This is a genomic window from Xanthobacter nonsaccharivorans, from assembly GCF_043194755.2.
In the GTDB taxonomy this organism is placed as follows: Bacteria; Pseudomonadota; Alphaproteobacteria; order Rhizobiales; family Xanthobacteraceae; genus Xanthobacter; species Xanthobacter autotrophicus_G.
In genome coordinates this window covers 949,517-974,552 of the sequence record NZ_CM195526.1, presented here as the reverse complement: position 1 = coordinate 974,552, position 25,036 = coordinate 949,517, and the positions used below count along the sequence as shown (strand labels likewise).

At 69.8% G+C, this 25,036-nt stretch carries 26 protein-coding genes; 9 read left to right on the top strand and 17 right to left on the bottom strand.

The features are described 5' to 3' along the window. Position 1 precedes the first annotated feature (1 nt). The 5 genes from V5F59_RS04460 to V5F59_RS04440 are packed head-to-tail and all read right to left on the bottom strand — an operon-like array spanning position 2 to position 5,316. On the bottom strand, positions 2–1,882 hold the full coding sequence (locus V5F59_RS04460) for a VWA domain-containing protein (RefSeq protein WP_393980150.1): 1,881 nt from the start codon (positions 1,880–1,882) through the stop codon (positions 2–4). Further along, positions 1,879–2,928 carry a VWA domain-containing protein gene (locus V5F59_RS04455; protein ID WP_393980152.1) on the bottom strand — a complete coding sequence of 350 codons (1,050 nt, stop codon included), beginning with the start codon at positions 2,926–2,928 and terminating at the stop codon, positions 1,879–1,881. The genes V5F59_RS04460 and V5F59_RS04455 overlap by 4 nt, the downstream gene beginning before the upstream one ends. Continuing rightward, on the bottom strand, positions 2,925–3,440 hold the full coding sequence (locus V5F59_RS04450; RefSeq protein ID WP_393980154.1) for a DUF4381 domain-containing protein: 516 nt from the start codon (positions 3,438–3,440) through the stop codon (positions 2,925–2,927). The genes V5F59_RS04455 and V5F59_RS04450 overlap by 4 nt, the downstream gene beginning before the upstream one ends. Beyond that, entirely contained in the window at positions 3,437–4,381 is a 945-nt protein-coding gene (locus V5F59_RS04445) for a DUF58 domain-containing protein (RefSeq protein ID WP_393980156.1), read from the bottom strand. Before V5F59_RS04445 ends, V5F59_RS04450 begins: the two co-directional genes overlap by 4 nt. 14 nt (positions 4,382–4,395) lie before the next feature. Beyond that, the gene (locus V5F59_RS04440) at positions 4,396–5,316 is read right to left on the bottom strand and encodes an AAA family ATPase (RefSeq protein WP_393980436.1); all 921 of its coding nucleotides are present in this window, start codon (positions 5,314–5,316) and stop codon (positions 4,396–4,398) included. Between the two features lie 374 nt (positions 5,317–5,690). Here V5F59_RS04440 and V5F59_RS04435 point away from each other — a divergent pair, with 374 nt between their 5' ends. From V5F59_RS04435 to V5F59_RS04420, 4 genes are all read left to right on the top strand, one after another. Beyond that, a complete protein-coding gene (locus V5F59_RS04435) occupies positions 5,691–6,353 on the top strand; it encodes a DUF938 domain-containing protein (protein WP_393980158.1) in 663 nt (220 codons plus the stop codon). 60 nt (positions 6,354–6,413) lie between these two features. Beyond that, on the top strand, positions 6,414–7,487 hold the full coding sequence (locus tag V5F59_RS04430; RefSeq protein WP_393980160.1) for a flagellar motor protein MotA: 1,074 nt from the start codon (positions 6,414–6,416) through the stop codon (positions 7,485–7,487). Between the two features lie 14 nt (positions 7,488–7,501). Beyond that, positions 7,502–8,521 carry a peptidoglycan -binding protein gene (locus V5F59_RS04425; protein WP_393980162.1) on the top strand — a complete coding sequence of 340 codons (1,020 nt, stop codon included), beginning with the start codon at positions 7,502–7,504 and terminating at the stop codon, positions 8,519–8,521. Positions 8,522–8,614: 93 nt separating this feature from the next. Further along, positions 8,615–9,073: a GNAT family N-acetyltransferase gene (locus V5F59_RS04420; protein ID WP_393980164.1), complete on the top strand. Its 459-nt coding sequence runs from the start codon at positions 8,615–8,617 to the stop codon at positions 9,071–9,073. A gap of 185 nt (positions 9,074–9,258) precedes the next feature. On the opposite strand, the gene V5F59_RS04415 is transcribed toward V5F59_RS04420, so the two are convergent. Then, positions 9,259–11,070: an ABC transporter transmembrane domain-containing protein gene (locus V5F59_RS04415; protein WP_393980166.1), complete on the bottom strand. Its 1,812-nt coding sequence runs from the start codon at positions 11,068–11,070 to the stop codon at positions 9,259–9,261. A gap of 90 nt (positions 11,071–11,160) precedes the next feature. Between V5F59_RS04415 and rpmE the strand changes: the two genes are divergently transcribed. Continuing rightward, positions 11,161–11,385: a 50S ribosomal protein L31 gene (gene rpmE / locus V5F59_RS04410; RefSeq protein WP_012112862.1), complete on the top strand. Its 225-nt coding sequence runs from the start codon at positions 11,161–11,163 to the stop codon at positions 11,383–11,385. Between the two features lie 74 nt (positions 11,386–11,459). On the opposite strand, the gene V5F59_RS04405 is transcribed toward rpmE, so the two are convergent. Then, a complete protein-coding gene (locus V5F59_RS04405) occupies positions 11,460–11,888 on the bottom strand; it encodes a hypothetical protein (protein WP_393980169.1) in 429 nt (142 codons plus the stop codon). A 313-nt stretch (positions 11,889–12,201) separates the two neighbouring features. Then, positions 12,202–12,384, bottom strand: coding sequence for a DUF1192 domain-containing protein (locus tag V5F59_RS04400; protein WP_393980171.1), 183 nt, complete (start codon positions 12,382–12,384; stop codon positions 12,202–12,204). Positions 12,385–12,603: 219 nt separating this feature from the next. Here V5F59_RS04400 and V5F59_RS04395 point away from each other — a divergent pair, with 219 nt between their 5' ends. Beyond that, positions 12,604–13,611, top strand: coding sequence for an NAD(P)H-quinone oxidoreductase (locus tag V5F59_RS04395; protein WP_393980173.1), 1,008 nt, complete (start codon positions 12,604–12,606; stop codon positions 13,609–13,611). Positions 13,612–13,692: 81 nt separating this feature from the next. On the opposite strand, the gene V5F59_RS04390 is transcribed toward V5F59_RS04395, so the two are convergent. Beyond that, positions 13,693–13,947, bottom strand: a complete 255-nt coding sequence (locus V5F59_RS04390) for a hypothetical protein (RefSeq protein WP_393980175.1) — start codon at positions 13,945–13,947, stop codon at positions 13,693–13,695. Between the two features lie 182 nt (positions 13,948–14,129). On the opposite strand from V5F59_RS04390, the gene V5F59_RS04385 reads away from it, so the two are divergent. Then, on the top strand, positions 14,130–15,572 hold the full coding sequence (locus V5F59_RS04385; protein WP_393980177.1) for an MDR family MFS transporter: 1,443 nt from the start codon (positions 14,130–14,132) through the stop codon (positions 15,570–15,572). Here V5F59_RS04385 and V5F59_RS04380 read toward each other — a convergent pair. From V5F59_RS04380 to V5F59_RS04370, 3 genes are all read right to left on the bottom strand, one after another. Continuing rightward, positions 15,569–16,300 (bottom strand): RlmE family RNA methyltransferase, encoded by a 732-nt coding sequence (locus V5F59_RS04380; RefSeq protein ID WP_393980179.1) that lies wholly within the window; start codon positions 16,298–16,300, stop codon positions 15,569–15,571. The two genes, V5F59_RS04385 and V5F59_RS04380, sit on opposite strands and share 4 nt — an antisense overlap. Continuing rightward, the gene (locus V5F59_RS04375) at positions 16,297–17,742 is read right to left on the bottom strand and encodes a Ppx/GppA phosphatase family protein (protein ID WP_393980181.1); all 1,446 of its coding nucleotides are present in this window, start codon (positions 17,740–17,742) and stop codon (positions 16,297–16,299) included. Before V5F59_RS04375 ends, V5F59_RS04380 begins: the two co-directional genes overlap by 4 nt. 143 nt (positions 17,743–17,885) lie before the next feature. After that, positions 17,886–18,635: a transaldolase family protein gene (locus tag V5F59_RS04370; RefSeq protein ID WP_393980183.1), complete on the bottom strand. Its 750-nt coding sequence runs from the start codon at positions 18,633–18,635 to the stop codon at positions 17,886–17,888. Positions 18,636–18,925: 290 nt separating this feature from the next. Between V5F59_RS04370 and V5F59_RS04365 the strand changes: the two genes are divergently transcribed. Continuing rightward, positions 18,926–19,288, top strand: coding sequence for a hypothetical protein (locus V5F59_RS04365; protein ID WP_393980185.1), 363 nt, complete (start codon positions 18,926–18,928; stop codon positions 19,286–19,288). Between the two features lie 7 nt (positions 19,289–19,295). Here the strand turns inward: V5F59_RS04365 and V5F59_RS04360 are convergent, their stop codons facing one another. The 5 genes from V5F59_RS04360 to V5F59_RS04340 form a co-directional block, all read right to left on the bottom strand. Beyond that, a complete protein-coding gene (locus V5F59_RS04360; RefSeq protein ID WP_393980187.1) occupies positions 19,296–19,658 on the bottom strand; it encodes a DUF2023 family protein in 363 nt (120 codons plus the stop codon). A 50-nt stretch (positions 19,659–19,708) separates the two neighbouring features. Beyond that, positions 19,709–20,191: a flavodoxin FldA gene (gene fldA, locus V5F59_RS04355; protein ID WP_393980189.1), complete on the bottom strand. Its 483-nt coding sequence runs from the start codon at positions 20,189–20,191 to the stop codon at positions 19,709–19,711. Between the two features lie 290 nt (positions 20,192–20,481). Next, on the bottom strand, positions 20,482–21,501 hold the full coding sequence (gene ilvC, locus V5F59_RS04350) for a ketol-acid reductoisomerase (RefSeq protein ID WP_393980191.1): 1,020 nt from the start codon (positions 21,499–21,501) through the stop codon (positions 20,482–20,484). A 136-nt stretch (positions 21,502–21,637) separates the two neighbouring features. After that, positions 21,638–22,153, bottom strand: coding sequence for an acetolactate synthase small subunit (gene ilvN / locus V5F59_RS04345; RefSeq protein WP_393980193.1), 516 nt, complete (start codon positions 22,151–22,153; stop codon positions 21,638–21,640). Positions 22,154–22,322: 169 nt separating this feature from the next. Beyond that, on the bottom strand, positions 22,323–24,083 hold the full coding sequence (locus tag V5F59_RS04340; protein ID WP_393980195.1) for an acetolactate synthase 3 large subunit: 1,761 nt from the start codon (positions 24,081–24,083) through the stop codon (positions 22,323–22,325). Between the two features lie 467 nt (positions 24,084–24,550). On the opposite strand from V5F59_RS04340, the gene V5F59_RS04335 reads away from it, so the two are divergent. Further along, complete coding sequence (locus V5F59_RS04335) at positions 24,551–25,036, top strand: hypothetical protein (RefSeq protein WP_393980197.1); 486 nt, start codon at positions 24,551–24,553, stop codon at positions 25,034–25,036.

The window sequence follows — 25,036 nt, the reverse complement described above, 5'->3', positions numbered from 1 at the left end:
GTCAGTTCCCCTGCTCCGTCCCCACCGGCCCACGGAAATAATGACGCCCGATCCGCTCCGAGAGGAAGATTCCCGGCTGGTCGGGCAAGGTCTGCAGCAATTGTTCGCGCTGCGCCGGGTCATCCTTGAGGGGGATCGCCTTCGGCTGCTCCACCTGCCCCAGGGTGCCATAGGTCTCCCGCTGCCCACGGCCGGGCGTCGGCTTGGGTGGCGGAGTGGGCGCGGTCTCGGCGGTCGTCGGCGGCGGAGCCGGAGCCGCGGGCGCCGGGGGCGGCACAGGCGATGGCGGTGGCGGCGGAGGCTCGGCCGGCGGCTTGGCGCGCGCGAGTTCCGGCGGCCGGCGCGGCGGCAGGGGCGCGGGCTTCGGCAGCGGGCGCTCGGGGGCCGGGGGCTGCGCATCGGCGGCTGCCGGCGACTGGTCTTCCTTCTGCTCGTCCTTGCCACCGCCGGACGGGATGTCGCCATCGTCCTTCGGCTTGCCGCCGCCCCCGCTCTCAGGCGGCTTGGGCGGCTCATTGGCCTTGAGCAGGTCGATGGCCTTCTGGACGATGTCCCGGTTGTTGCGGGCCTGCGCATTGCCGGGATCTTCGGCGAGGGCCTTGTCGTAGGCCGTGATCGCCTCGTCCCAATGGCCGGCGCGCGCAAGCGCGTTCGCCCGGTTGTAGTCGGCACCGGGAATGGCGGCATAGGCCGCGGCGGCGCCCTCGTAATCCCCCGACTTGTAGAGGGAGGCCGCCTTCCAGCCGGGGTTGTCGAAGGCCTGAGCGGCCCTGGCGTAATCCTGCCGGGCGAAGGCGCCGGCCCCCTGCTGGTCGGGCCGGGCCCACAGATCATCCCAGCTCTGCACGAGGTCCAGCGGCCCCGCCTCGGCGCGCGGGGCCGGCGCGAGCACCGGCTGCAGAGCGATCAGGAGCGTGACGATCCAGCCCCGGCGGAACGCCAGCGGAGCAAGCAGCACGGCGAACAGGAGCACGAACGGCCCCAGGTCGATCCAGGCATCGCTGGCCTGGGCCGCCGGCGTCGAGCCGCCCGGGCCGCCGAAACCGGCGGGATGCCCCCCCAGCAGCAGATCGAGGTCCCGTCCGTCCACGGTGACGGGTGTGAACGCCCCCTTGCCGGCCGCCGCGATCGCCGAAAGCTGAGCCGCGACCGAGGGGGCTGCCGCATCGCTCCCGGCTCCCGCTCCTGCGCCCACGCCGACGATGCTCACCGCATAGCCGGCATCCGCCGCGGCGCCAGCCGATGCAATGGTCTTCTGCGGCAGGTCGCCGGGCCCGTCGGTAAACAGGACAATGCGCCCGCGGCGGCCACCGCCGCCCTTCAGCAGGGCCACCGCCTTGTCCAGCGCGAGGTCCGGGCGGGCGGAAAGGGCGCGGACATAGGCAGGATCCAGCCCCGGCACCATCCGTCCCAGCGTCTTGAGGTCCACCGTGAGGGGAGAAGCCACGAAGGGCACGTCCGCATAGGCGACGAGCCCCACCTCGCCGCCTGAGAGCCGCTCGATGAGATCGGTCACCTTGAAGCGCGCGGCATCCATGCGGTTCGGGTTCTGGTCGGTGGCGGTCATGGAGGGCGTGATGGCCAGCACCACCACCACCGGCTCCCTGGGCTCCGGCCCCGGCGCCGGCAGGCGTTCCCGGGTCGGCCCCGCCACCGCGAGGATCGCCGCCACCCAGCCGGCGAGCAGCAGCAGCACCGGCCAGCGCGCGGCGCGGCCATCGCCGGCCACCATCAGGTGGGGGAGGAGATGGGCGTCCACCACCCGCGCCCAGTCGTTCGTCCCGGTGCGGACGCCACGCCAGGCGAGCACGGCGAGGAGGGCCGCCGGCACCAGGGCCAGCAGCCAGAGGGGACGCAGGAAATGCAGGTCCGCAACGCTCACGGCGCGCCTCCCGCGGGTTCCGGCATGGCGCGGGCTTCCACCACTGGCGGGCGCGCTCCCGCCGGCATCTGCAGCAGGGCGGCCAGGGCGAGGCTGAGCAGCACGGCGGCGCCCAGCGGCCAGAAGAACAGGTCGGTCACCGGCGTGAAGGCGGAGGGGGCTGTCGGCGGTGGCTCCAGCTTGCCGATTTCCGCCAGGGCCGCGCGCATTTCCGCAGCCGTGCGCGCGCGGAAATACCGGCCACCGGTGGTGGACGCCGCGGCCTTAAGCGCCTCCTCGTCGGGAGGCAGCGCCTGCATCGCGTCGGGCGCGCCGGGCTGCGGGGTATCGACGCCGAGGCCGATGGCGTGGATGCGGATGCCCTCGCTGCGTGCGATCTCCGCCGCGAGCCGGGCCGACAACGAACCGGCATTGCCGAGGCTGCCGACCACGAGCACCATGACGCGCTGGTCGGCGGCATGCTCCTTCAACCCCTTCACCCCCATCCCGATGCCGTCGCCGATGGCGCTGTCGGCGGTGATGCCGGGAGCGGTCGCCATCCCCACCGAGGTATCGAGCATCAGGTCCCGAAATGCCTTTCGGTCGAGCGTAAGCGGCACCTGGATGACGGACAGGAGGCCGAAGGCCACGAGGCCGACCCGGTCGCCGCCGCGCGTGGCGACGAATTCGTCCAGCTCGCCCTGGGCGACGCCGAGGCGGCTGGTCGCCGGCCCCTCCCGCCGCACGTCCTTCGCGGCCATGCGGGTGGAGACATCGAGCACGACCATCAGGTCCCGCCCCTCCACCGGCAGGGGAATGGGCACCCCGATCAGCACGGGGCGCGCCGCGGCGACCACCAGCAGCGTCCAGATCACCGCCAAGGCGGCGAGGCGCAGCCACACCCGCGGCGGCCGCCCCGCCGGGGTGAGCCCGGCACCGGAGAGCGCCGCGAAGAAGGGCACGCGCAGCGCGCCCTGCTGCCGCTGCGGCGCCCGGGGCAGGACGAGCCACGCCAGCAGCGGGACGGGCAGCAGCGCCAGCATGTAGGGCCATGCGAGGGAGATCATGCGCGGGCCCTGATCCAGCGGCGCACGGCGGCGGCGAGCCGCGGCGCCTCCACCGGCCCCGATCCGGCCGACCCGGGCGGCCAGTAAGGCGCGCCGGCGAGGAAGGCAGCGGTTTCCGCATCGAAGGCGGCCTTGCCGGCGCACAGGAAATCCACCCAGGCCGCGCCCGTGCGCACCGCCGGCGAGCCGTCGCCCGCCGGCTCGTCCACCCGGGCGAGGCGCCGCATGACGCTGGAGGCGGCGGCGGCGACCGCCTGGACGTCGTCCGGCTCGGCCGCGCGGGCCTTGGCGTTGAATTCCCTGAGCGCCTGGTAGGCAACGGTCTGCCGGAACCGCCATTCGCGGATCGCCAGGATGAGCAGCACCAGCCCGGCCAGGCCCGCGAGCGCGATCCACCCCGGCGCCGGCGGCCAAAACGGCACGGCCGAAGGCAGCTCGATGTCCCTGAGGCCGGCGAGCATCCCCTCCTGCGCGCCGGCAGGCAGGGCGCCCGATGGTGCCGGCGTCGTCATGCCACCGACCGCGCGGCCGGCGGCCGTGCCTTGAGCCGGCCGGGATGGAGGATTTCCTTCGGATCCTCGGCCGTATCGAGGGGCAGGAAGGCCATGCCCCGCTCGCGGGCGAGGCTCTCCACCCTGTCCCGCCGCTGCGCGAACCAGGCGGCATAGGCGGCGCGGGACGGGGCGCGCTCCACCTCCAGCCGCGCCCGGCCCTCGCCGTTGGCGTCGGTGACAGGATAATTGCCGGCCCCCGGCATCGCCGCCTCCAGCCTGTCGAAGACGAACAGGCAGCTCACGTCCCCCTGGTGGGCGAGGCGCTCGGCCTCGTGGACGGCAGGAGCATCGAAATCCGCAAAGTCGCTGATGAGGAAGACGAGCGTCCCCGGCCGCACGAGCCCGCGCAGCCGCAGCAGCGCCTCGGCAAGGCTCGGCTCGGCGCCGCCCGCGGGCTCGGCGGTCGCCTCCGCCACGCGCTTCACGAAGGAGAGGGCCCGGCGCCGGCTGCGCTCCGGCCGGAAGGAGGCGATGCCCGAGGGGGCGAGCACGAGGCCGCCCACGCGGTCCCCCCCGCCGATCCCCACCCAGGCGAGCAGCGCCGCCGCCCGCGCCGCCAGCACCGACTTGAAGCAGGCGCGGGTGCCGAAGCGCATGGAGGCCCGCGCATCCACGAGGATGAGGACGGGGCGCTCGCGCTCTTCCTGGAACAGCTTGGTGTGGGTGCGCCCGGTGCGCGCGGTCACGCGCCAGTCGATGGTGCGGATGTCGTCGCCGGGGTGATAGGCGCGCACCTCGTCGAACTCCATGCCGCGCCCGCGATAGGCGGAGCGATGGCCGCCATACTGGTGGGCGCGCACCTTGCTGCCGGCGGAGAAGCCCCCGGTCCCGTGGGGCCGTGCGGCGACCAGCTCGTCGAGGCTGGCGACGACGCCCTGGAGGGGATTCGGCTCGGCCATCGGATGCCGCCCGCTCAGCCCACCGGCACCCGGGCCAGCAGCAGCTCGATGAAATCGTCGCTGGTCACCCGATCGGCTTCCGCCTCGAAGGTCATGACGATGCGGTGCCGCAGCACCGAACGGGCCACAGCCTGCACGTCCTCCGGCACCACGTAGGTGCGCTTGCGCCGCCAGGCGTGCGCGCGGGCGCAGCGGTCGAGGGAGATGGTGCCGCGCGGGCTCGCCCCATAGGTCACGAGGCCGGCAAGGTCGCCCCCGTAGAGCTCGGGCTTGCGGGTGGCATGCACCAGCTGGAGCACATATTCCTCCACCGGATCGGCCATGTGGATGGCGAGCACGTCCCGCCGAGCGGCGAACACCACCTCCTGCGGCAACGGCGTGCCGAAGCTGATGGCGCCGCCCTGGGCCTCGCCGCGCACCAGCCGCAGGATCGCCCGTTCGGCCGCGATGTCCGGGAAGTCGATCTGGACATGGAGCAGGAAGCGGTCGAGCTGGGCCTCCGGCAGCGGGTAGGTGCCCTCCTGCTCGATGGGGTTCTGGGTCGCCATCACGAGGAAAAGGTCGGGCAGCGGGTAGGTGATGCCGCCCACCGTCACCTGCCGCTCCGCCATCGCCTCCAGCAGGGCCGACTGGACCTTGGCCGGGGCGCGGTTGATCTCGTCGGCGAGGATGAAATTGTTGAACACCGGCCCCGCCTGGAAGCGGAAGGAGCCGTCCTCCGGCCGATAGATGTCGGTTCCGGTGAGGTCGGAAGGCAGAAGGTCCGGCGTGAACTGGATGCGCTGGCTGGTGCAGTCGATGGCGCGGGCCAGGGCCTTGATGGCCTTTGTCTTGGCGAGGCCCGGCGCGCCTTCCACCAGAAGGTGCCCGTCCGCCAGCACGGCGATGAGCAGCAGCTCCACGAAGGCGGGCTGGCCGAGGATGCAAGCGTTCATGTAAGCGGCGAGATCGTCGAACGCGCCGAGCAGGCTGGCGCGGTCCGGCGCCGGCCGCGTTTTCGCAAAGGCACCCTCGGCGAAGGCCGCGTCGCGTTTCGATGTCATGAAGCCCTTATCCGGTCTCGGCTGTCTTGCTTCCATATAGCCGCGTCAATGACGCATCTTCCGCGCAGGGGCAATGATATTTGCGTCGGTTACCGACCGGCAGGCACCTACCGGAGCACCGGGCGACGGGATCGGCCCCAGCGGGTCGGGCCCGGCTGCGACGGCAGCCGCGGCGGCCGACAGGTTGAGCACGGCCACCCGAGGGCCCACACGTGATATTACTCTCCCGTCCCCACACTCCTGCGCCGATCCGGAGACGCTGAAACGTGTCAGTTCCTTCCCCTGCGGCGCAAGTTCTTGCAGCCCGCCGTTCCGCACCCGCGGTTGCGCGCAACCGTGGCCCCATCGCCGATGTGCTCCTGCCGCTGCTGCCGCCCTCCGGCCTTGTGCTGGAAATCGCCAGCGGCACCGGCGAGCACGCGGTCCATCTCGCCAGGCAGGTGCCGCACCTCGGCTGGCAGCCCACCGACCTCTCGAATGAATCCCGCGCTTCCATCGCCGCATGGACCGTGACCGAGGATCTTGCCAACATCCGCCCGCCCCTGCTGCTCGATGCCGCGGCGACGGACTGGCCCGTGGGCGCGGTGGACGCCATCGTGTGTGTCAACATGCTTCACATCAGCCCCTGGGCGGCGACGGAGGGCCTGATGCGCGGCGCCGGCGCGCGCCTTCCGGAAGGCGGGCTCCTCTTCATCTACGGCCCCTTCCGCCGGAACGGGGTGCCCACCGCCCCCAGCAACGAGGGCTTCGACCAGGAGCTCAGGCGCTCCAACCCGCTGTGGGGCCTGCGGCATCTGGAAGACGTCACCGCCTGCGCCGCCGGCTGCGGCTTGCGGCTGGATCAGGTGGTGGAGATGCCGGCGAACAATCTTTCCCTCGTCTTCCGCAAGGGTCCGGCGGTTTCCCGCGATACCGGCGCTGTGCCATAGTCCACCACAAGCGGACCGATCCCCGCAGCCGACCGGGCAGCAGCCGCGTGAGGAGCGAACATGGCGCGTGTCGTCGATCCCTTCATCAAGGTATCGTCCCCCCGCATCTTTCTGGTGCGGATGATTGTGTTCCTCGCCCTCTGCGTGGCGCTGGCCGCCGTGCTGCACCGGCAGATCGTCGCCGCCTTCCTGAACAATCCCGGCCTCAACGGGGTGATATTCGGCGTGCTGGCGGTGGGCATCATCCTCTCCATCCGGCAGGCGGCGCGACTGTTCCCCGAGGTGGACTGGGTGAACTCCTTCCGCCTCTCCGACCCCGGCCTTGCCGTGTCCCGCCCGCCGACCCTGCTGGCGCCCATGGCCTCCCTGCTCGGCGACCGGATGGGCCGCATGGCCATCTCCCAGGCGACCATGCGCTCCATCCTCGATTCCATCGGCACGCGTCTCGACGAGAGCCGCGACATGGGGCGCTATCTTACGGGCCTGCTGGTCTTCCTCGGCCTGCTCGGCACCTTCTGGGGCCTTCTGGAGACGGTCTCGTCCATCGGCTCGGTGATCGGAGCGCTGCAGGTGGGGCCGGATGCCGCATCCACCTTCGAGGACATGAAGAACGGCCTTTCGGCCCCGCTCGGCGGCATGGGCACGGCGTTCTCCTCCTCGCTCTTCGGCCTTTCCGGGTCGCTGGTGCTCGGCTTCCTCGACCTCCAGGCGGGGCAGGCGCAGAACCGCTTCTACACGGACCTCGAGGACTGGCTCTCCACCACCGTGCGCGGCCTCGACGAGCCGGCGCGCGAGACCGCGACGCCGCGCTTCGCCACGCCGGCCGGCGCCGCCGCGATCCCCGTCGCGACACCGGTTCCCCTGCCGCCCCCGCCGGTGATCGACATGGACCCGCTCGTCACCGCCATCGGCCGGCTGGAGAAGTCCATGACCGAGGCGGGCTCCCAGCGCGTCACCACCGCCATGGCGCACCTGGCGGAAAGCCTGCAGGGCCTCGTCACCCACATGCGCTCCGAGCAGGCGCTGCTGAAGCAGATGATCGAGGCGCAGAGCGCCCAGCAGGACGAGCTGAAGCGCCTCGTGCGCCGCATCGAGGACGGCATCGTCGATGCCGATGCACGCAGCAACCGCTGAAGGGAGCTTGAGCCATGGCCCTCGGCAGGCGCGGCCGCGACCGCCACATCGACTACTGGCCCGGCTTCGTGGACGCCTTGTCCACCCTGCTGCTGGTCTTCACCTTCCTGCTCTCGGTGTTCATGCTGGCCCAGTTCTTCCTGACGCAGGAGATGTCGGGCAAGGACAACGTGCTGCAGCGCCTGCAGGCGCAGATCCGCCAGCTCACCGAGCTGCTTTCTCTGGAGCGCGCGACCAACCAGACGGGGGAGAGCGAGCTTGCCGCCGTGCGCGCCTCGCTGGAGGCGAGCGAGACCGAGCGCGAGCGCCTGCGCGGCCAGATCACCGCCGCGCCCGCCGCCACCGACGACGGCAAGGCGCGGGCCCTCGCCCGCGAGGTGGACCTGCAGAAGGACGTGGCGGCCCGCGCCGTCGCCCAGATCGAGCTGCTCAACCAGCAGATCGCCGCCCTGCGTAGGCAGATGGCGGCGCTGGAGGAGGCGCTGAACGTCGCCGAGAAGCGCGATACCGAGAGCCAGGCCAAGATCACCGACCTCGGGCGGCGGCTCAACGTCGCCCTCGCCCAGCGGGTGCAGGAGCTGACGCGCTTCCGCTCCGAATTCTTCGGCCGCCTCCGGGACATCCTCGGCAACCGCCCGGACATCCGCATCGTCGGCGACCGCTTCGTGTTCCAGTCGGAGGTGTTCTTCGATCCCGGCTCCGCCACCCCGCGCCCGGAGGCCAAGGCCGAGCTGGACAAGCTGGCCGGCGCCATCCTCGACCTGGAGAAGAACATCCCGTCCGACATCTCCTGGGCCCTGCGCATCGACGGGCACACCGACAACCGGCCCATCTCCAACGCCCAGTTCCCCTCCAACTGGGAGCTTTCGGCGGCCCGCGCCATTGCCGTGGTGCAATATCTGATCTCGAAGGGCGTGAGCCCGCAGCACCTCATCGCCGCCGGCTTCGGCGAGTACCAGCCCATCGACCCCGGCACCACGGACGAAGCCCGCGCCCGCAACCGACGTATCGAGCTGAAGCTGACGGAGCGGTGAGGCGTCCAGCGCCCCGTTAAAGGCCCGGCAACCGCCCATGCCCCACGGTGAACACCCGGAGACGCTCCGGGGCCGCCACCTAAGAGCACTGCCATGCCCGCCGCACCCTACATCATCACCCCCGCCCTCCCCGCCCATCGCCCCGCCATGGCGGCCCTATGGGTGGCGAGCTGGGTGAAGACGCTGCCGGAGATCGATTTCGAGGCGCGGCGCCCGTGGCTGGAGCAGCATCTGGACCAGCTTTCCGCCGGTGGTGCCCTCATCTGCGTGGCGCTGGCCAAGGACGGCCCGCTGGCCGGCTTCGTGGTGATCCACCCCGGCACCGGCTATCTCGACCAGCTTGCGGTGGCGCCGGCCTTCTGGGGCCAGGGCGCCGCCGAGGCGCTGATGGACGAGGCCCGGCGCCTTTCCCCCACCCTTGTCGCGCTCGACGTGAACCAGGACAATCCGCGCGCCGTGCGCTTCTACGAGAAGATGGGGCTTGTCATCGTGTCCGAAGGGGAGAACCCCATGTCCGGCCGGCGCACCTTCCGCATGGAATGGCGGCCGTAGGCGCAAGGCGCTAGCGACCGCCGCCGATGCCAAGGGCCGGGGAGCTGTCCTCATCGGCCCTTGGTCGGGCCCGCGCGGCACATGAGCCCAGCGGGGAGCGGCTCGCGTGAGTAAAATACGACAAAACAAGGAGGTGGATGATTTTCACGATTCGGGAGAACCGTGGAAATCCTTCAGGCTCCCGGCTACGCGGCCGTGTTGAACTGGAGCTGGGCAAGGCGGGCATAAAGACCGCCCTTCGCCACCAGCTCCCCATGGGTGCCTTCGTCCACGACGCGCCCGTCCTCCATCACCAGGATGCGGTCGGCCGAGAGCACGGTGGCGAGCCGGTGGGCGATGACGAGGGTGGTGCGCCCTTCCATGGAGCGCTCCAGCGCCGTCTGCACCAGCGTCTCGCTTTCCGCGTCAAGGGCGCTGGTGGCCTCGTCGAGGAGCAGGATGGGCGCGGCGCGCAGGATGGCGCGGGCGATGACGATACGCTGGCGCTGGCCGCCGGAGAGGGTGACGCCCCGCTCGCCCACGCGGGTATCCCACCCCTCCGGCAGGCGGTCGACGAACTCATCCACCAGCGCCGCGCGGCCGGCGGCCTCCACCTCGGCATCGGTCGCCTCCGGCCGGCCGAGGCGGATGTTGGCCCGCACCGTATCGGCGAAGATCGCGACCTCCTGCGGCACGAGCGCCATCTGGCGTCGCACGTCCACCGGGTCTGCGGCGTGGATGTCCGCGTCGCCGAGCAGGATGCGTCCGGCCTGCGGGTCGTAGAAGCGCTCCAGCAGCTGGAACACCGTGCTCTTGCCGGCGCCGGAGGGGCCGACCAGCGCCACACGCTCGCCCGGCTTCACCGAGAAGGAGACTGCGTGCAGGGCCGCCTGGTCGCCGCGCGTGGGATAGGCGAAGGAGACCTCGTCGAAGCGGATGGCCCCCGAGACCCGCGCCGGAAGCGGCGCCGGACGCGCCGGGGTGCGCACGGCGGGCTCGACCTTCAGCAGTTCGCCGATGCGCTCGGCCGCGCCGGCGGCCGCGGAAACCTCGCCCCAGGTTTCGGACAGGCTGCTGAGGGAGGCCGCCGCGAGCACCGCATAGAGCAGGAACTGGCTGAGCGTGCCCGAGCTCATGGTGCCGGCGAGCACCGACTGGGCCCCCGTCCACAGCACCGCGACGATGGAGGTGGTGACGAGGAAGATGGCCACCGCGGTCAGCAGTGCCCGCGCCCGGCTGGCGGCGCTGGCGGCATCGTAGGCCTCTTCCACGGCGGCATCGAAGCGCCCGCGGGCCATGCCCTCGGCGCTGGAGGACTGGAGGGCGCGCATGCCGCCGATCGCCTCCGAGGCATAGGCGGACGCATCCGCCAGCGTGTCCTGCGCGTGACGCGACAGGCGCCTCACCTTGCGGCCGGAGGCCATGAGCGGCAGCACGATGATGGGAATCGCCACCAGCACCAGCCCGGACAGGCTCGCGCTCGTCACCACCATCATGGCCACCGCGCCGAGGCAGAGGATCAGGTTGCGCAGGGCCGAGGAGGCCGAGGCGCCGACCGCGGACTTGATCTGCGTGGTATCCGCAGTGAGTCGCGAGGTGAGCTCACCGGACCGGGCGGTGTCATAGAAGGCGCCATCCAGGGTCACGAGGCGGGCGAAAACGGCGCTGCGAAGATCGGAGACCACGCGCTCGCCCAGCGTCGTCACAAGGTAATACCGTGCGGCGGAGGCGATGGCCAGCACGGCCGCTACCCCCACCAGCACGGCGAAGTATCGGTCGATCAGGCCGGAATGGTCGGCGGCGAAGCCGAAGTCGATCATCCGCCGCACCGCCACCGGCAAGGCGAGAGTCGCCAGGGCGGCGACGAGAATGGCGGCGAGGGCCGCCGACGCCCGTCCGCGATAGCGGGCGATGAAAGGCGAAAGCCCCTTCAGCGGCGCGAGGCTGCGCCGGCGCTTTTCGCCCGCTGCGAGGTTTTCGGGGGCAGATGAGGTGTCGGCTTGTGTCAAAGCATCCACTCGGCTATAGACCCGCCACTTCCGTCAGGAACCGAAATTGACGCTGCCGGACCGGCAAGCCGTACGGCGTGGCGATAAAGGATTGAACCAATGAAGAGCGACATCCATCCCGATTACCACTTCATCAAGGTGGTGATGACGGACGGTTCCGAGTACACGACCCGGTCGACCTACGGCAAGGAGGGTGACACCCTTCAGCTCGACATCGACCCCCGCACCCATCCCGCCTGGACCGGCGGCACGCAGCAGCTGATGGACCGCGGCGGCCGTGTTTCCCGCTTCAAGAGCAAGTTCGGCGCGCTCCTCAAGGGCTGATCGCCGCATCCTCCCGCGCCCCGCCCTGCGCGCCTCGGTCGCAGGGCTGCCGCGAGGATCTTCCCGGCTCGTCCTCAAAGAGGGCCGGGCATCACATGAAGCCGCGGGCGGGTCTGCCGCCGTCGCGGCTTTTCGCTTTGGCGCGGTTGCATCCCGGCCAACGCCTCGAACCGGGAGCCGAGCCGGTCCGCGCACAGCTTGAGCGCCACCACCTCCAGCCGCACCGCCTGGGGCATCCGGGCAAAGCAGGCGGAATCCAGCGTCAGCGGCAGCCGGCGGGCCTCGCGCGCCGCATCGGCGGCTGCCATGTCATCCTCGGCAACCGCCCGCAACAGCAGCAGCGCCGCCTCGACCCCCATCACGAAGGCCAGCAGGAGCTGAAGGTCGGTCCGTCCGATCGCATCGGCGCAGGCCATGAGCCGCGCTTCCGCGCGGGCTGCAAGGTCCATGTCCTGAGAAAAGGCGGCCGGGCTGATCCCCTCGCCTGCGGTCCTGCCGTCCACCCCTTGGCTCCCTGCACCTGCCTTGCCGGGATCCGGCGGGGCACGCGCGCATCAAGCGGAGATGGGGCCTGGACGTAAAGGGTCGGCGGACCACGAAGGCTGGGGATATCGGGCACGGGCCGGGCAAGGCGCCGGCGGCCGCATCAAAGAAGAGCCGCCTTGCGGCGGCTCGAAGTCCGACAGGGAGAGTTGCCGGAAGTCCGGGAGGACTTGTCCTGAGGAGGACAGCGCCACTCTGGCACGAGGCCGTTAACACCAGATTAACGAGAAATGGATAAACGCGCGCCTCCCGCAGGGGCGCATCCCTCCGCGCTCAGAACTTGAACGCGGCATCCGCTGCCGCGCGGGAGGCACGCTTCGCATCGCGCGCCGCCTCCAGCCGCACGATCTCCGCCTTGAGGCGGTCAATGCGGCTTTCAAGCTCGTCCACGGACAGGCGCGAAAGGTCCGCCTCCACAAGCACCTCGCGCGGTGGGGTTGGCAGCTCCTCTTCCATTGGCTTCTCCCGTCCGTGTCCCTATCCTGCGCCGTCGTTCCGGCGCCTGCCGGAGCCGCGGGGCCCGGCATGCCTATTTTGCGCGTCCCCGCTTCGGATTAAAGACCCTTCCCGTCCGCGCCCTCAGGGTTGCGGCTGCCGCCCGCCCGGAACACCCGCCGCTTGGAAGCCGTCCGGCCGGTTCCGGCATGACCGCCATCCCTTGCCTCGGAGCCCGAGATGTCGAACGCCAGCCTGCCCGCAACCATGACCGCCATCCTCATCACCTCGCCCGGCGGCCCGGAAGTCCTCGCCCCCGGCACGCGCCCGGTGCCCGCGCCCGGGCCGGGCGAGGTGCTGGTGAAGGTGGAGGCGGCGGGCGTGAACCGGCCGGACGTGATGCAGCGCAAGGGCCTCTATCCCCCGCCGCCCGGCGCCTCCGACATCCCCGGCCTGGAGATCGCGGGCACGGTGGTCGCCCTCGGCGCGGGGGCGGAGCGCTTCAAGGTGGGGGACCGCATCTGCGCCCTCGTCACCGGCGGCGGCTATGCGGAATATTGCACCACCAGCGAGGCGACCGCCCTGCCCCTTCCAGACGGGCTTTCCGCCGCCGAGGCCGCAGCCCTGCCGGAGACGGTCTTCACCGTGTGGAGCAACATCTTCGAGCGCGGCGGCCTGAAGGCCGGCGAGACGCTGCTGGTGCATGGCGGGGCGAGCGGCATCGGCACCACCGCCATCCAGCTCGCCAAGGCCTTCGGCGCCAGGGTGGTGGTGACCGCCGGCTCGGACGAGAAATGCGAGGCCTGCGTGAAGCTCGGCGCCGACCTCGCCATCAACTACCGCACCCAGGATTTCGTGGCCGAGGTGAAGAGCTTCACCGCCGGCAAGGGCGCCAACGTGATCCTCGACATGATCGGCGGCCGCTACATCCAGAAGAACTACGAGGCTGCCGCGCAGGACGGGCGCATCGTGCAGATCGCCTTCCAGGAAGGCGCCAAGGCCGAGGTGGACTTCATGCGCCTGATGCTGAAGCGCCTCACCCACACCGGTTCCACCCTGCGCTCGCGCCCGGTGGCGGAAAAGGCGGCGCTGGCCGCCGCCATCGTCGAGAAGGTGTGGCCGCTGGTAACCGCCGGGAAGGTGCGCCCGGTGATGGACGCCACCTTCCCCCTTGCAGCGGCCTCCGCCGCCCACGCCCGCATGGATGCGAGCGCCCACGTGGGAAAGATCGTGCTGACGGTGGGGTGAAGAGCCCCGAACGCCTGACGGGACCCTGGCCAGCTTGAGCCCCGGCCAAGGTCCGCCACGCTGCAACGGAGCGCGCCAGCTCTACGGTCGATAGTTGCGGGGCGGGACGCCGCCCGAGCGCTCGATGGCCTCAATGACCTCGCGCTGGCGGCGGTCCGTGCGCTTCATGTGCACGGCGATGACCGCATGGACCGAGGGCACCAGGAACAACAGCGGAAAGATCAGGCCGAGCAGGATGCACGGCACGATCATCACCAGATTCACGAGGGCCGAGATCGGCTGTCCATTCACCAGCAGGCCGAGCGGCGGAAGCAGAGCGGCGAGAATGTAGACCATGGCTTTCGCAGGCCCTCCTTAAAGGCCCGCAATCCATATGGTGTCCCCCTGCCCGGCTTCAAGCCGGCGTGAGCTCGCCCGCGGGACGAGGTCCGGGGCCGGTTGATCCCCTGCCTGCAAGCTCGTAAGTCAGGGCATACACCCGACGCGCCGACATGAGGCGCCGCCCCACGGGAAGTCTCATGCCGCTCCGGGCACTGCCCCCGCAGGTCCTCATCCCCCTCATCGTCGCCTGCGCCCTCTTCATGGAGCAGGTGGACGCGACCGTGATCGCCACCTCCCTGCCCGCCATCGCCGCGGATCTAAAGGAAGATCCGGTGGCGCTGAAGCTGGCGCTGACCTCCTATCTGCTCTCCCTCGCCGTGTTCATTCCGGCCAGTGGCTGGGCGGCGGATCGCTATGGCGCGCGCACGGTGTTCCGCTCCGCCATCGTCATCTTCACCATCGGCTCCATCCTGTGCGGGCTCTCCACCTCGCTCACGGATTTCGTGCTTTACCGCATCGTCCAGGGCCTGGGGGGAGCCATGATGGTGCCGGTGGGGCGGCTGGTGATCCTGCGGTCCGTGCCCAAATCCGAGCTGGTCTCCTCCCTCGCCTGGCTGACCATTCCCGCTCTGCTGGGCCCGGTGTTCGGCCCGCCGCTGGGCGGCTTCATCACCACGTATTTCGACTGGCGGCTCATCTTCTTCATCAACGTGCCCATCGGCGTGCTGGGCGTCTATCTCGCCACGCGCTTCATCGAGAACGTGCGCGAGGAGGACGTGCCGCCGCTGGACCTGAAGGGCCTCGTGCTGTCGGGCATCGGCCTGTCCGGCCTCGTCTTCGGCTTCGCCGTGCTGGGCCAGAAGCTGGTGCCCACCGCCGCGGCCCTCGCCATCGCCGGGGCCGGCGTCACCGCCATGGCCTTCTATGTGCGCCATGCCCGGCGCACGCCCCACGCGGTGCTGGATCTCGGCCTGCTGCGCCACGCGACCTTCCGGGCCGGCGTCGTCGGCGGGTCCTTCTTCCGGGTGGGCATCGGCGCGATCCCCTTCCTGCTGCCGCTGATGCTGCAGCTCTCCTTCGGCCTCACCCCCTTCGCCTCGGGCCTGCTGACCTTCGCCGCCTCGGCCGGCGCCCTGGCCATGAAGTTCACGGCGGCGCCCCTCCTGCGCCGGCTCGGCTATCGCAACGTGCTCATCGTGAACGCGGTGGTCTCCACCGGCTTCATCGCGGTGAACGGACTGTTCACCCCGCACACGCCCCACCTCGCCATCATCGCCATCCTGCTCTCGGGCGGCTTCCTGCGCTCGCTGCAGTTCACGGCGCTGAACGCGCTGAGCTACGCTCAAGTGGAAACGCAGGAGATGAGCCGCGCCACCTCCTTCGCCAGCGTCGCGCAGCAGGTCTCCCTGTCGTGCGGCGTGGCCCTCGCCGGCTTCGTGCTGGAGACGCTGCGCTCCGACCGGGGGGAAATGGTGGTGACGCAGGCCGACTTCACCGTCGCCTTCATCGTCGTGTCGCTGGTGAGCCTCGCGAGCCTCGGCTTTTTCGTGACCCTGCCGAAGGATGCCGGCTCCGAGCTCACCGGCCGCAACAAGCCGGACCTGGACGACCCCCGCAACGAGGTGCCGCCGGAGCCCTAACCCTCCGCGGCGTCCTCATCCGCGTGGTCCGGCGCCGCCACCTTGCCGCGGAAGCCCGTGGCCAGCACGTAGAGCTCGGCCGAATCGGCGCGGCTGGCGGCGGGCTTCACATGCTTCACCTGGGCGAAATCGCGCTTCAGGTCGGCCAGCAGGGTGCCCTCGGTGCCGCCCTGGATCACCTTGGCGAGGAAGGCGCCGCCGGGGGCCAGCACTTGCCGGGCGAAATCGGCCGCCAGCTCCACCAGGCCGACGATGCGCAGATGGTCGGTCTTCTTGTGCCCGGTGGCGTTGGCCGCCATGTCCGACATCACCAGGTCCGCCTCGCCGCCCAGCATGGCGATGAGCCGCTCGGGCGCCTCGGGCGCGAGGAAGTCCATCTGGGCGAACACCACCCCGGGGATGGGATCGATGTCCAGCAGGTCGATGGCGACGATCTTGCCGTGCCCTTCCTCAAGCCCGATCTTCTGCGCGGCCACCTGGCTCCAGCCGCCGGGGGCGGCGCCAAGGTCGACGACGCGCATGCCGCGCTTCAGCAGGCGCGCCTTCTCGTCCATCTCGATGAGCTTGAACGCGGCGCGCGAGCGCCAGCCCTCGCGCTTGGCGCGGGCGACGTAAGGGTCGTTCAGCTGGCGTTGCAGCCACTTCTGGGAGGAGGTGGTGCGGCCGCGCGCGCTCTTCACGCGCACCTTCAGGGGCCGGCCGTCCGGCCCGCGGGGAGGAGTGTTCACGCGCAATCACCCTGGGAAGACGGTTCGCGGCCACCGGCGGAGGGCCCCTCGTGGCGGGTACGGCGCCAGGCGCCATCGGCCCGCATCAGCTGCACCAGCATGCCCTCGCGCAGCCCGCGGTCGGCCACCCGCAGCCGGTCGGTGGGGAAGGTGCGGCGCACCGCCTCCATGATCGCGCAGCCGGCGAGCACGAGGTCCGCCCGCTGGGCGCCGATGCAGGGGTTGGCCACCCGCTCCTCGAAGGACATGCCCATCAGCTGGTCCACCACCCGCTCGATGTGGGCCGCGCCGAGCCAGGCGCCGTCCACCCGGGTGCGGTCGTAGCGGTCGAGGCCGAGATGGATGCCCGCCACCGTGGTGACGGTGCCGGAGGTGCCGAGCAGATGCAGCCGGCCGGGCGCGCGCACGCCCCAGCTCTGGCGCACGCCGTCGAGCATGGCGCACACCTCGTCCACCATGGACTGGAACACGGACGGTGAGACCTTCACCCCGCCATGCCGCTCGGACAGGGAGACCACGCCCACCGGCAGCGATACCCAGGAGCGGATGCGCGCGCGCGGCGGCCCGTCGTCCCCCGCCGAGCGCCGGCCGAGCCAGACCACCTCGGTGGAGCCGCCGCCGATATCGAACAGAACGGCCCCGTCACAGGTGGGATCCACGAGCGGCGCGCAGCCGGCGGCGGCAAGGCCCGCCTCGGTCCGGCGGTCAACCACCTCCAGCGAAAGGCCGGTGCGCTCCTCCACCCGGGCGCAGAATTCAGCGCCGTTGGCCGCGGCGCGGCAGGCCTCGGTGGCGACGATGCGGGCGCGGCTGACCCCGCGCATGTACATCTTGGAGGCGCAGATCTCCAGCGCTGCCACCGCCCGGTCCATGGCCTGGTCGCACAACCGGCCGGAAGCGGTGAGCCCTTCCCCCAGCCGGACGATGCGCGAGAAGGCATCCACCACGCGGAAGCTGCGCGCGGTGGAGCGGGCGACCAAGAGGCGGCAATTGTTGGTGCCGAGGTCAATGGCGGCATAGACCGGCCCGGATGGGGCGGCGCCGGCGTGGTGCGCCCCCTCCCGCCGCGCCTGCGGCGCACCGGAGGGACGGGCCGCGGCCGACCGATCGGCCCCGTGCAGATCGCGAGCGGCTGGGCTGGAGCCGGGCCGCTCGCCCGCGTTCGAGCACGCGGCGGGGACGCCAGCTGGGAGGTAGCCTGAGGGGGACAGCTCGGCATCGGGCAAATCGGAGGCAGACAGGTCCGCGGCTCGCGCGTCGGCCGCGAGGTCGGTCCGGCCGGACGTGCAGCAAGCCTCCGCCACGCGCGCGCCGAGCCCCTGACCGTGCTCCTGGAAGCCACGCTCCGAGCCGCCGCGCTCCCGGCAAGACGGCTCCGGACCCGCCACGGGCCCGTGCGTCTCGTCCCTCATCTTCATGCCCTCGCCGAAAAGGCGGTCCATGCGCTCACACCGTGCCGCAGGATGCGCGGCCGGCTACGCCTTGCGGCCAGTGTAACAGGGAAGACCGCCTGCGCAATGGCGCGCCCTGCCTCACGAGAAGGCAGGGGCCTCTTTTCAACGGGATGCGAGGACAAGTGGCCGCCTCACTCGGCGGCGGCGCGGCCCGTGACGTCCAGGGTGAGGCCGGCGGCGATGGCATCCGCCCGGAACGCCTTCACCGCATCGAGCGAAAGCTCGGCGGCAGTCCGCGAGCCGAGGGCCGGCAGCTTCTTCAGCACGTCCGCAGGGGCGGTGATGATGTGGCAGCCCATCTGGTCCGCCTCGATCACGTTCCACACCTCGCGGGTGGACGCCCAGATGACCTCCACGTTCGGCGTGGCGCGGGACAGCTCCACCGCGCGAGAAATGGCCGGCCGGTAGTCGATGCCGAGGTCGGCGAGGCGGCCGGCGAACACGGAGATGATGGACGGCGCGCCGCCCGCAAGCGCCTTCACGCCTTCCTCCACCTGCGGCACGTCGAAGATGGCCGTGAGGTTCACCTTCACGCCGTCGTTCACGAGATCACGCACGAGGTCGTAGAGGGTCTCGCCGCGCGTGGTGGAGACCGGCAGCTTCACGTGCACATGCTCGCCCCAGGTGGCGATGACGCGGGCCTGGGCGCGGATTTCCGGAATGTCGTCGGAAAACACCTCGAAGGAGATGTGGCGGTCCGGCACGGCGGCCACGAGGTCGCGGGCATAGGCCTCGTAGTCGGTCACGCCCGCCTTGCGCAGCAGGGACGGATTGGTGGTGAAGCCGGCGATGTAGGGCTGCTTGGCCATCTCCACGATCTGCGCCTTCTCGGCCCCGTCGGTGAACAGCTTCACCTTCAGGTCGCTGAGCTTCACGGACATGACTTGGCTCCTTGGGATCTTCGGGTCGCGGCGCATCCTAGAGCGCGATCCGCCGGGTTTGAAGCAAGCAGATCGACAAATCCGGCACGCGGCCTCCTGCCGGCATCATCGCGGGCGGATGCGGCGAGCCGATGACGTCCGTTAAGGTTCCGTTGACCATATTGCAAGACGCGGGCGTGGAATGGGTTCTGCGCCCGCACGGCGGCAACTTACCGGAAAGGAGCCTCTGCCAGGCTTCCTCCCACTTCCGGTTTCCCGGGCTCGATGTGTGACGGCGTGAAGAGGCGGGGATGGTGTCGACGGACATGGTGGAGCGCATGGCGCGCGCGATGCACGCATTCTCCCAGCAGCGCTATCCGCTGCTGGAGGCATGGGAGCACCTGTCTCCCGAGCGACGCGCCTACCAGCGCCAGCTCGCCACCCACGCGTTGCAGGCGCTGACCCCGCACGACGTGATCGAGATCACCTCCCGCGCGGCGCCGGAGATCGTCGCCGTGCCGCTGGAGCCGAGCCCCTGGGCGCTGGCCGAGCTGCAGGAAGCCGCCATCGGCGACAACGGCACCGCCATGGATGCCCGCCGCCGCTACCGCTCCTTCCTGGCCACGGCCGCCCTGCCGCTGGCCACCCGCTATGCCGAGGGCGAGGGCCGCTGAGCGTCTCTCACTCGGCCGCCAGCACCATGTCCGACCGCCCGGCCCGGCCCGTGCGCTGGAGATAGCGCCGGCACTGCTGCTCCCGGTCGTAGCCGAGCAGCGTTCCCAGCATGAAGTCCTCTTCCGCCGAGAGCGCATTGAGCGGGCGCGTCACGATGGCCTGCGCCACCGCCACGTGGGGGCCTCGGCCGAAGAAGAGGTTGGCCTTCGCCGGGCTCACCTCCTGCACGAAATGGGTGATGCCCTCCCGTTCCAGCCGTGCGAGGACCAGGGCCAGCTCGTCCCGGCTCAGGGTCATCAGGAACAGGGCGCGCACGCCCCGCCCATATTCATAGACATGGTGGTGGAACAGCCGCAGCACCGAGGCCACGGCCGTCCCGTGACCGCGCCCCGCGGCGCGGCGCATCGGCGCGGCTGCGCTCAGATCAGGCCGCTGAGCCATGCCGTCACCCTTTTGTCGGTCAGTCCGGACTGGGTATCCTGGTCGAGGGCGAGGCCCACGAACTTGCCCTCCCGCTCGGCGGTGGAGCCCACGTAGTCGTAGCCCTTGGTGTCGGTGAAGCCGACCACGGTGGCGCCCAGCCCGGACACCTCGTCATAGAGGATGCCCATGGCGTCCACGAAGGAGTGGGGATAGCTCTCCTGGTCGCCGGTGCCGAAGATGGCCACCTTCTTGCCCTTCAGCCTGGCGCCGCGGAGCTTGTCGATATTCTCCTCCCAGTCGGTCTGGAGCGTGCCGTCGCCATAGGTGGGCGAGCCGAGGATGAGCAGGTCGCAATTCTCGAAATCGGCCATGGTCGCGGTCTTGATGTCGACGGCGCGGCCCTGGCACTTCTTGGAAATCCGGGAGGCAACGCCCTTGGTGGCCCCGCCATCGGAGCCGAAGATCACGGTGACAATCATTCCTGCCGTCTCTCAATGGAACAATTTTAAAATAGGGCAGGACAATCCGGGGATACGATTGAGCCCGCCGCAGGAGAGACTACGAACACAGGACCTGACGACAATATAGGAGTCTCACCAATTGCCCACCGGCAAGGAAGTGATAGAAACAACATTACATATCGGCTTACATTTTAACTGTTTTATTTCGACATACTGTTTTGAGCCATTCCGAAAAAGAAAAGAGGCGGAATCGCTCCCGCCTCTTTCGATTTTTCTGGAGGATGCGCTCCGCGAGGGAGCGCGAGACCTCAGTTCTTGGTCTTGTCCACCAGGGCCTTGGCCTTGATCCAGGGCATCATGGCGCGCAGCTTCTCGCCGACTTCCTCGATGGGGTGGGCGTTGGCGCGGGCGCGGGTGGCCTTGAACGAGGCCTGGTTGACCTTGTTCTCCAGCATCCAGTCGCGGGTGAACTTGCCGGACTGGATGTCGTTGAGCACGCGCTTCATCTCGGCCTTGGTCTCGGGCGTGATGATGCGGGGGCCGGTGACGTACTCGCCATACTCCGCGGTGTTGGAGATGGAGTAGTTCATGTTGGCGATGCCGCCCTCATAGATGAGGTCGACGATGAGCTTCACCTCGTGGAGGCACTCGAAATAGGCCATCTCCGGGGCGTAGCCGGCTTCTACCAGCGTCTCGAAGCCGGCGCGGATCAGCTCCACGAGGCCGCCGCAGAGCACCACCTGCTCGCCGAACAGGTCGGTCTCGCACTCTTCCTTGAAGGTGGTCTCGATGATGCCGGCGCGGCCGCCGCCGATGGCGGAGGCGTAGCTGAGGCCGAGGTCATGGGCGTTGCCCGAGGCGTCCTGGGCGATGGCGATCAGGGTCGGCACGCCGCCGCCACGCTGGTACTCGGAGCGCACCGTGTGGCCGGGGCCCTTGGGGGCGACCATCAGCACGTCGAGGTCGGGGCGGGGCTCGATGAGGTTGAAGTGCACGTTGAGGCCGTGGGCGAACAGCAACGCCGCGCCGTGCTTCATGTTGTCGGCGAGGCTGTCGCGATAGATGTCGCCCTGCAGCTCGTCGGGGGTGAGCATCATCACCACGTCGGCGATCTTGGCGGCCTCGGCGGGCGCCATCACCTTGAAGCCCTCGGCCTCGGCCTTCTTGGCGGAGGCGGAGCCGGGACGCAGGCCGATGATCACATCCTTGACGCCGGAATCGCGCATGTTGAGCGCGTGGGCATGACCCTGGCTGCCGTAGCCGATGACGGCAACCTTCTTGCCCTTGATCAGGTTCAGATCGGCGTCGCGATCGTAGTAAACGCGCATCATTGTCTCCTTATGGGCGTTGTCTTGAATTCAGTGATGAGCCGCGGCTCCTTTGCACCGGATCACGGCAAATGGGAACAGGGGTTTCACACGGGCGTCGCCCGGGTCCCCCGTTCCTGGGCCTCGCAGGGCGGCCTCACATGGCCTCCGGGCCGCGGGAGATGGCCACCACGCCGGTGCGCGCGACCTCCACCAGACCCAGCGGCTCCATGAGCCAGGCGAACTGGTCGATCTTGTCGGACTTGCCGGTGATCTCGAACACGAAGCTCTCGCGGGTCGCGTCGATCACCCGGGCGCGGAAGGCCTCGGCGAGACGCAGCGCCTCGCCGCGGGCATCGCCCACGCCGCGCACCTTCACCATGGCGAGTTCCCGCTCCAGCGCGCTCGCCTCCACCGTGAGGTCGCGCACCCGGTGGATGGGCACGAGGCGGTCAAGCTGGTTCTTAATCTGCTCGATCACCATCGGGGTACCGGTGGTGACGATGGTGATGCGCGAGAGGTGCCCCTCGTGGCTCACCTCCGACACGGTCAGGCTGTCGATGTTGTAGCCGCGGCCGGAGAACAGGCCGATGACGCGGGCGAGCACGCCCGGCTCGTTGTCGACCAGGACGGAGAGGGTATGGCGCTCGGTGCGCTCGGAGGTCTGGGACATGGGAGGGCTCGTATGGGAATGGACACGTGGCGATTGCGGCCCGCCGTCATCCCCCGGCTCGTCCGGGGAATCCACCAGGCGGCTGAAGCACCTGGCGGCGGAGCGTCTCGCCGCGAAGTGAATGCCCCGGACAAGCCGGGGCATGGCGGCCTCGGACGGGGAAGTCCCCTCACACCAGCATCTTGCCCTCGTCGGTGATGGCCTCGTCGAGGTCCACCGCCATGTCGCCGAGGATCATCTCGTTGTGGGCACGGCCCGAGGGGATCATGGGGAAGCAGTTCTCCTGCTGGTCCACGATGCAGTCGAAGATCACCGGCCGCTTGATGGAGATCATCTCCTCGATGGCAGCGTCGAGGTCCGCCGGCTTGTCGCAGCGGATGCCCACGCCGCCGTAGGCATCGGCCAGCTTCACGAAGTCGGGCAGCGCCTCCGAATAGGAGTGGGAGTAGCGCCCGCCGTGCAGCAGCTCCTGCCACTGGCGCACCATGCCCATGTACTTGTTGTTCAGGATGAAGATCTTCACCGGCAGCTCGAACTGCACCGCGGTGGACATCTCCTGCATGTTCATGAGGATGGAGGCCTCGCCGGCGATGTCGATGCACAGGGCGTCCGGGTGGGCCTTCTGCGCGCCGATGGCGGCGGGCAGGCCGTAGCCCATGGTGCCGAGGCCGCCGGAGGTCATCCAGCGGTTCGGCTCCTCGAAGCGGAAGAACTGCGCCGCCCACATCTGGTGCTGCCCCACCTCGGTGGAGATGTAGACGTCCTTGTCCTTGGTGAGATTGTAGAGCCGCTCGATGGCGAACTGCGGCTTGATGATCTCGTCCGAGTGACGATAGGCGAGGCAGTTGCGGGCCCGCCAGCGGTCGATCTGCGCCCACCAGGCGTCCAGCGCGGCCTTGTCGATGGCGAGGTCGCGAGCCTTCCAGGCGGACAGGAGGTCGGCGAGCACGCGGGTGCAGTCGCCGATGATGGGCAGGTCCACCTTGACGTTCTTGTTGATGGACGAGGGGTCGATGTCGATATGGATCTTCTTAGAGCCCGGGGCGAAGGCGTCGAGGCGGCCTGTGATGCGGTCGTCGAAGCGCGCGCCGATGCAGACCATCACGTCGCAATCGTGCATGGCCATGTTGGCTTCGTAGGTGCCGTGCATGCCCAGCATGCCCAGCCACTGGCGGTTCGCCGCCGGGAAGGCGCCGAGGCCCATGAGGGTCGAGGTGACGGGCACGCCGGTGATGCGGGCCAGCTCGCGCAGGATGCGGCTCGCCTCCGGCCCGGAATTGATGACGCCGCCGCCGGTGTAGAAGATGGGCTTCTTCGCGCCCGCCAGCATCTCCACCGCCGCCGCGATCTGCGGCTGCTCGGCGTCGAGCTTCGGCCGGTAGGTCTTGTGCTGGATGTTCTCGCGGCCGATGTAGGTGCCGGTGGCGAACTGCACGTCCTTCGGGATGTCGACCACCACCGGGCCCGGCCGGCCGTTCTGGGCCACATAGAAGGCCTCGTGCAGCACGCGGGCGAGGTCGTTCACGTCGCGCACCAGGTAGTTGTGCTTGGTGCAGGGGCGGGTGATGCCCACCGTGTCGCATTCCTGGAAGGCGTCGTTGCCGATGAGGTGGGTCGCCACCTGCCCGGTGATGCAGACGATCGGGATCGAATCCATCAGCGCGTCGGTGAGGCCGGTGACCGCATTGGTGGCGCCGGGGCCGGAGGTGACGAGCACCACGCCCACCTTGCCGGACGAGCGGGCATAGCCCTCGGCCGAGTGCACCGCCGCCTGCTCGTGCCGCACCAGGATGTGCTCGATGTGGTTCTGGTGGAACAGGGCATCATAGATGGGCAGCACGGCCCCGCCGGGATAGCCGAAGATGTGCTCGACGCCCTGGTCGGCGAAGGCCTGGATCACCATCTCGGCGCCGGTCATCTGCTTGCTCATGGTACCAACTCCTCGCGGGGCGCTGGCTTCGGCCCCGATCGGCCCCATATGGGCCGGATGTTTTCAGAACAGACGAAGACCCTCAGAAACGACGAAGGGGCCCGAAGGCCCCTTAGCGCGCGCCACTCCCGTTCGAGACAGCCCTCAGGCTGGACCGATCGTGGCGCGCCACCCTACGAGAAGAATAACGATCTTGCGCATGGCTGCGCCATCTCCTTCCAAAAGTTGCGCGAACCTACTCAGGCGGAAACCGCTCGTCAAGCGCCGTCGCGCATTCTTCTACCGCGCGGCGCCCGTGCGCGCGGGCATTTGCGCCCGCTCCGGCGAGGGCGTTGCGCGCGCGTGACACTCCGTTAGGGAATGCAAGGCACACTTTCGCACCGGTCCGCCCCGATATTGCCCTAAGTTCAGGGTCTCTATATCAACATCAACGTTCCGCTGGGGCGGTGGAGGAGGGGCAAGGCCTCATGAAGAAACTGACGCTCGTGATGTCGGCCGCGCTGGTCGGGACCGTCCTGTCGGCCGGCTCCGCGTTGGCGGACTGCCAGAGCGACGCGCTCTCGGTCCGCAGCGAGCTTGAAAAGGCCGGCGCGGCCCTGCAGGCTGCTATCAAGAGCAAGAAGTCGGACCCCGTGGCCCTGTGCCCCTTGTTCCGCAACTACACCGCGGCCGAGCAGAAGTGGGTCAAGTTCCTCACGGACAACAAGGAATGGTGCCAGATCCCGCCCCAGGTGGTGCAGGAAGCGAGCGCCGGCAACAAGAAGACCGCCGAGACGCGCAACCGCATCTGCGACGCGGCCGCCAACGGCGGAGCCGCCGGCGGACCGGTGAAGCCGCCGCCGCAGGGCTCCCTCTCCAGCGCGCTCGGCATCACCACCGGCTACAGCATCAGCCCCTCCACCAAGGGCTCGACCGGGGTGTTCGACACGCTGAACGGCAATGCATTGAAGTGA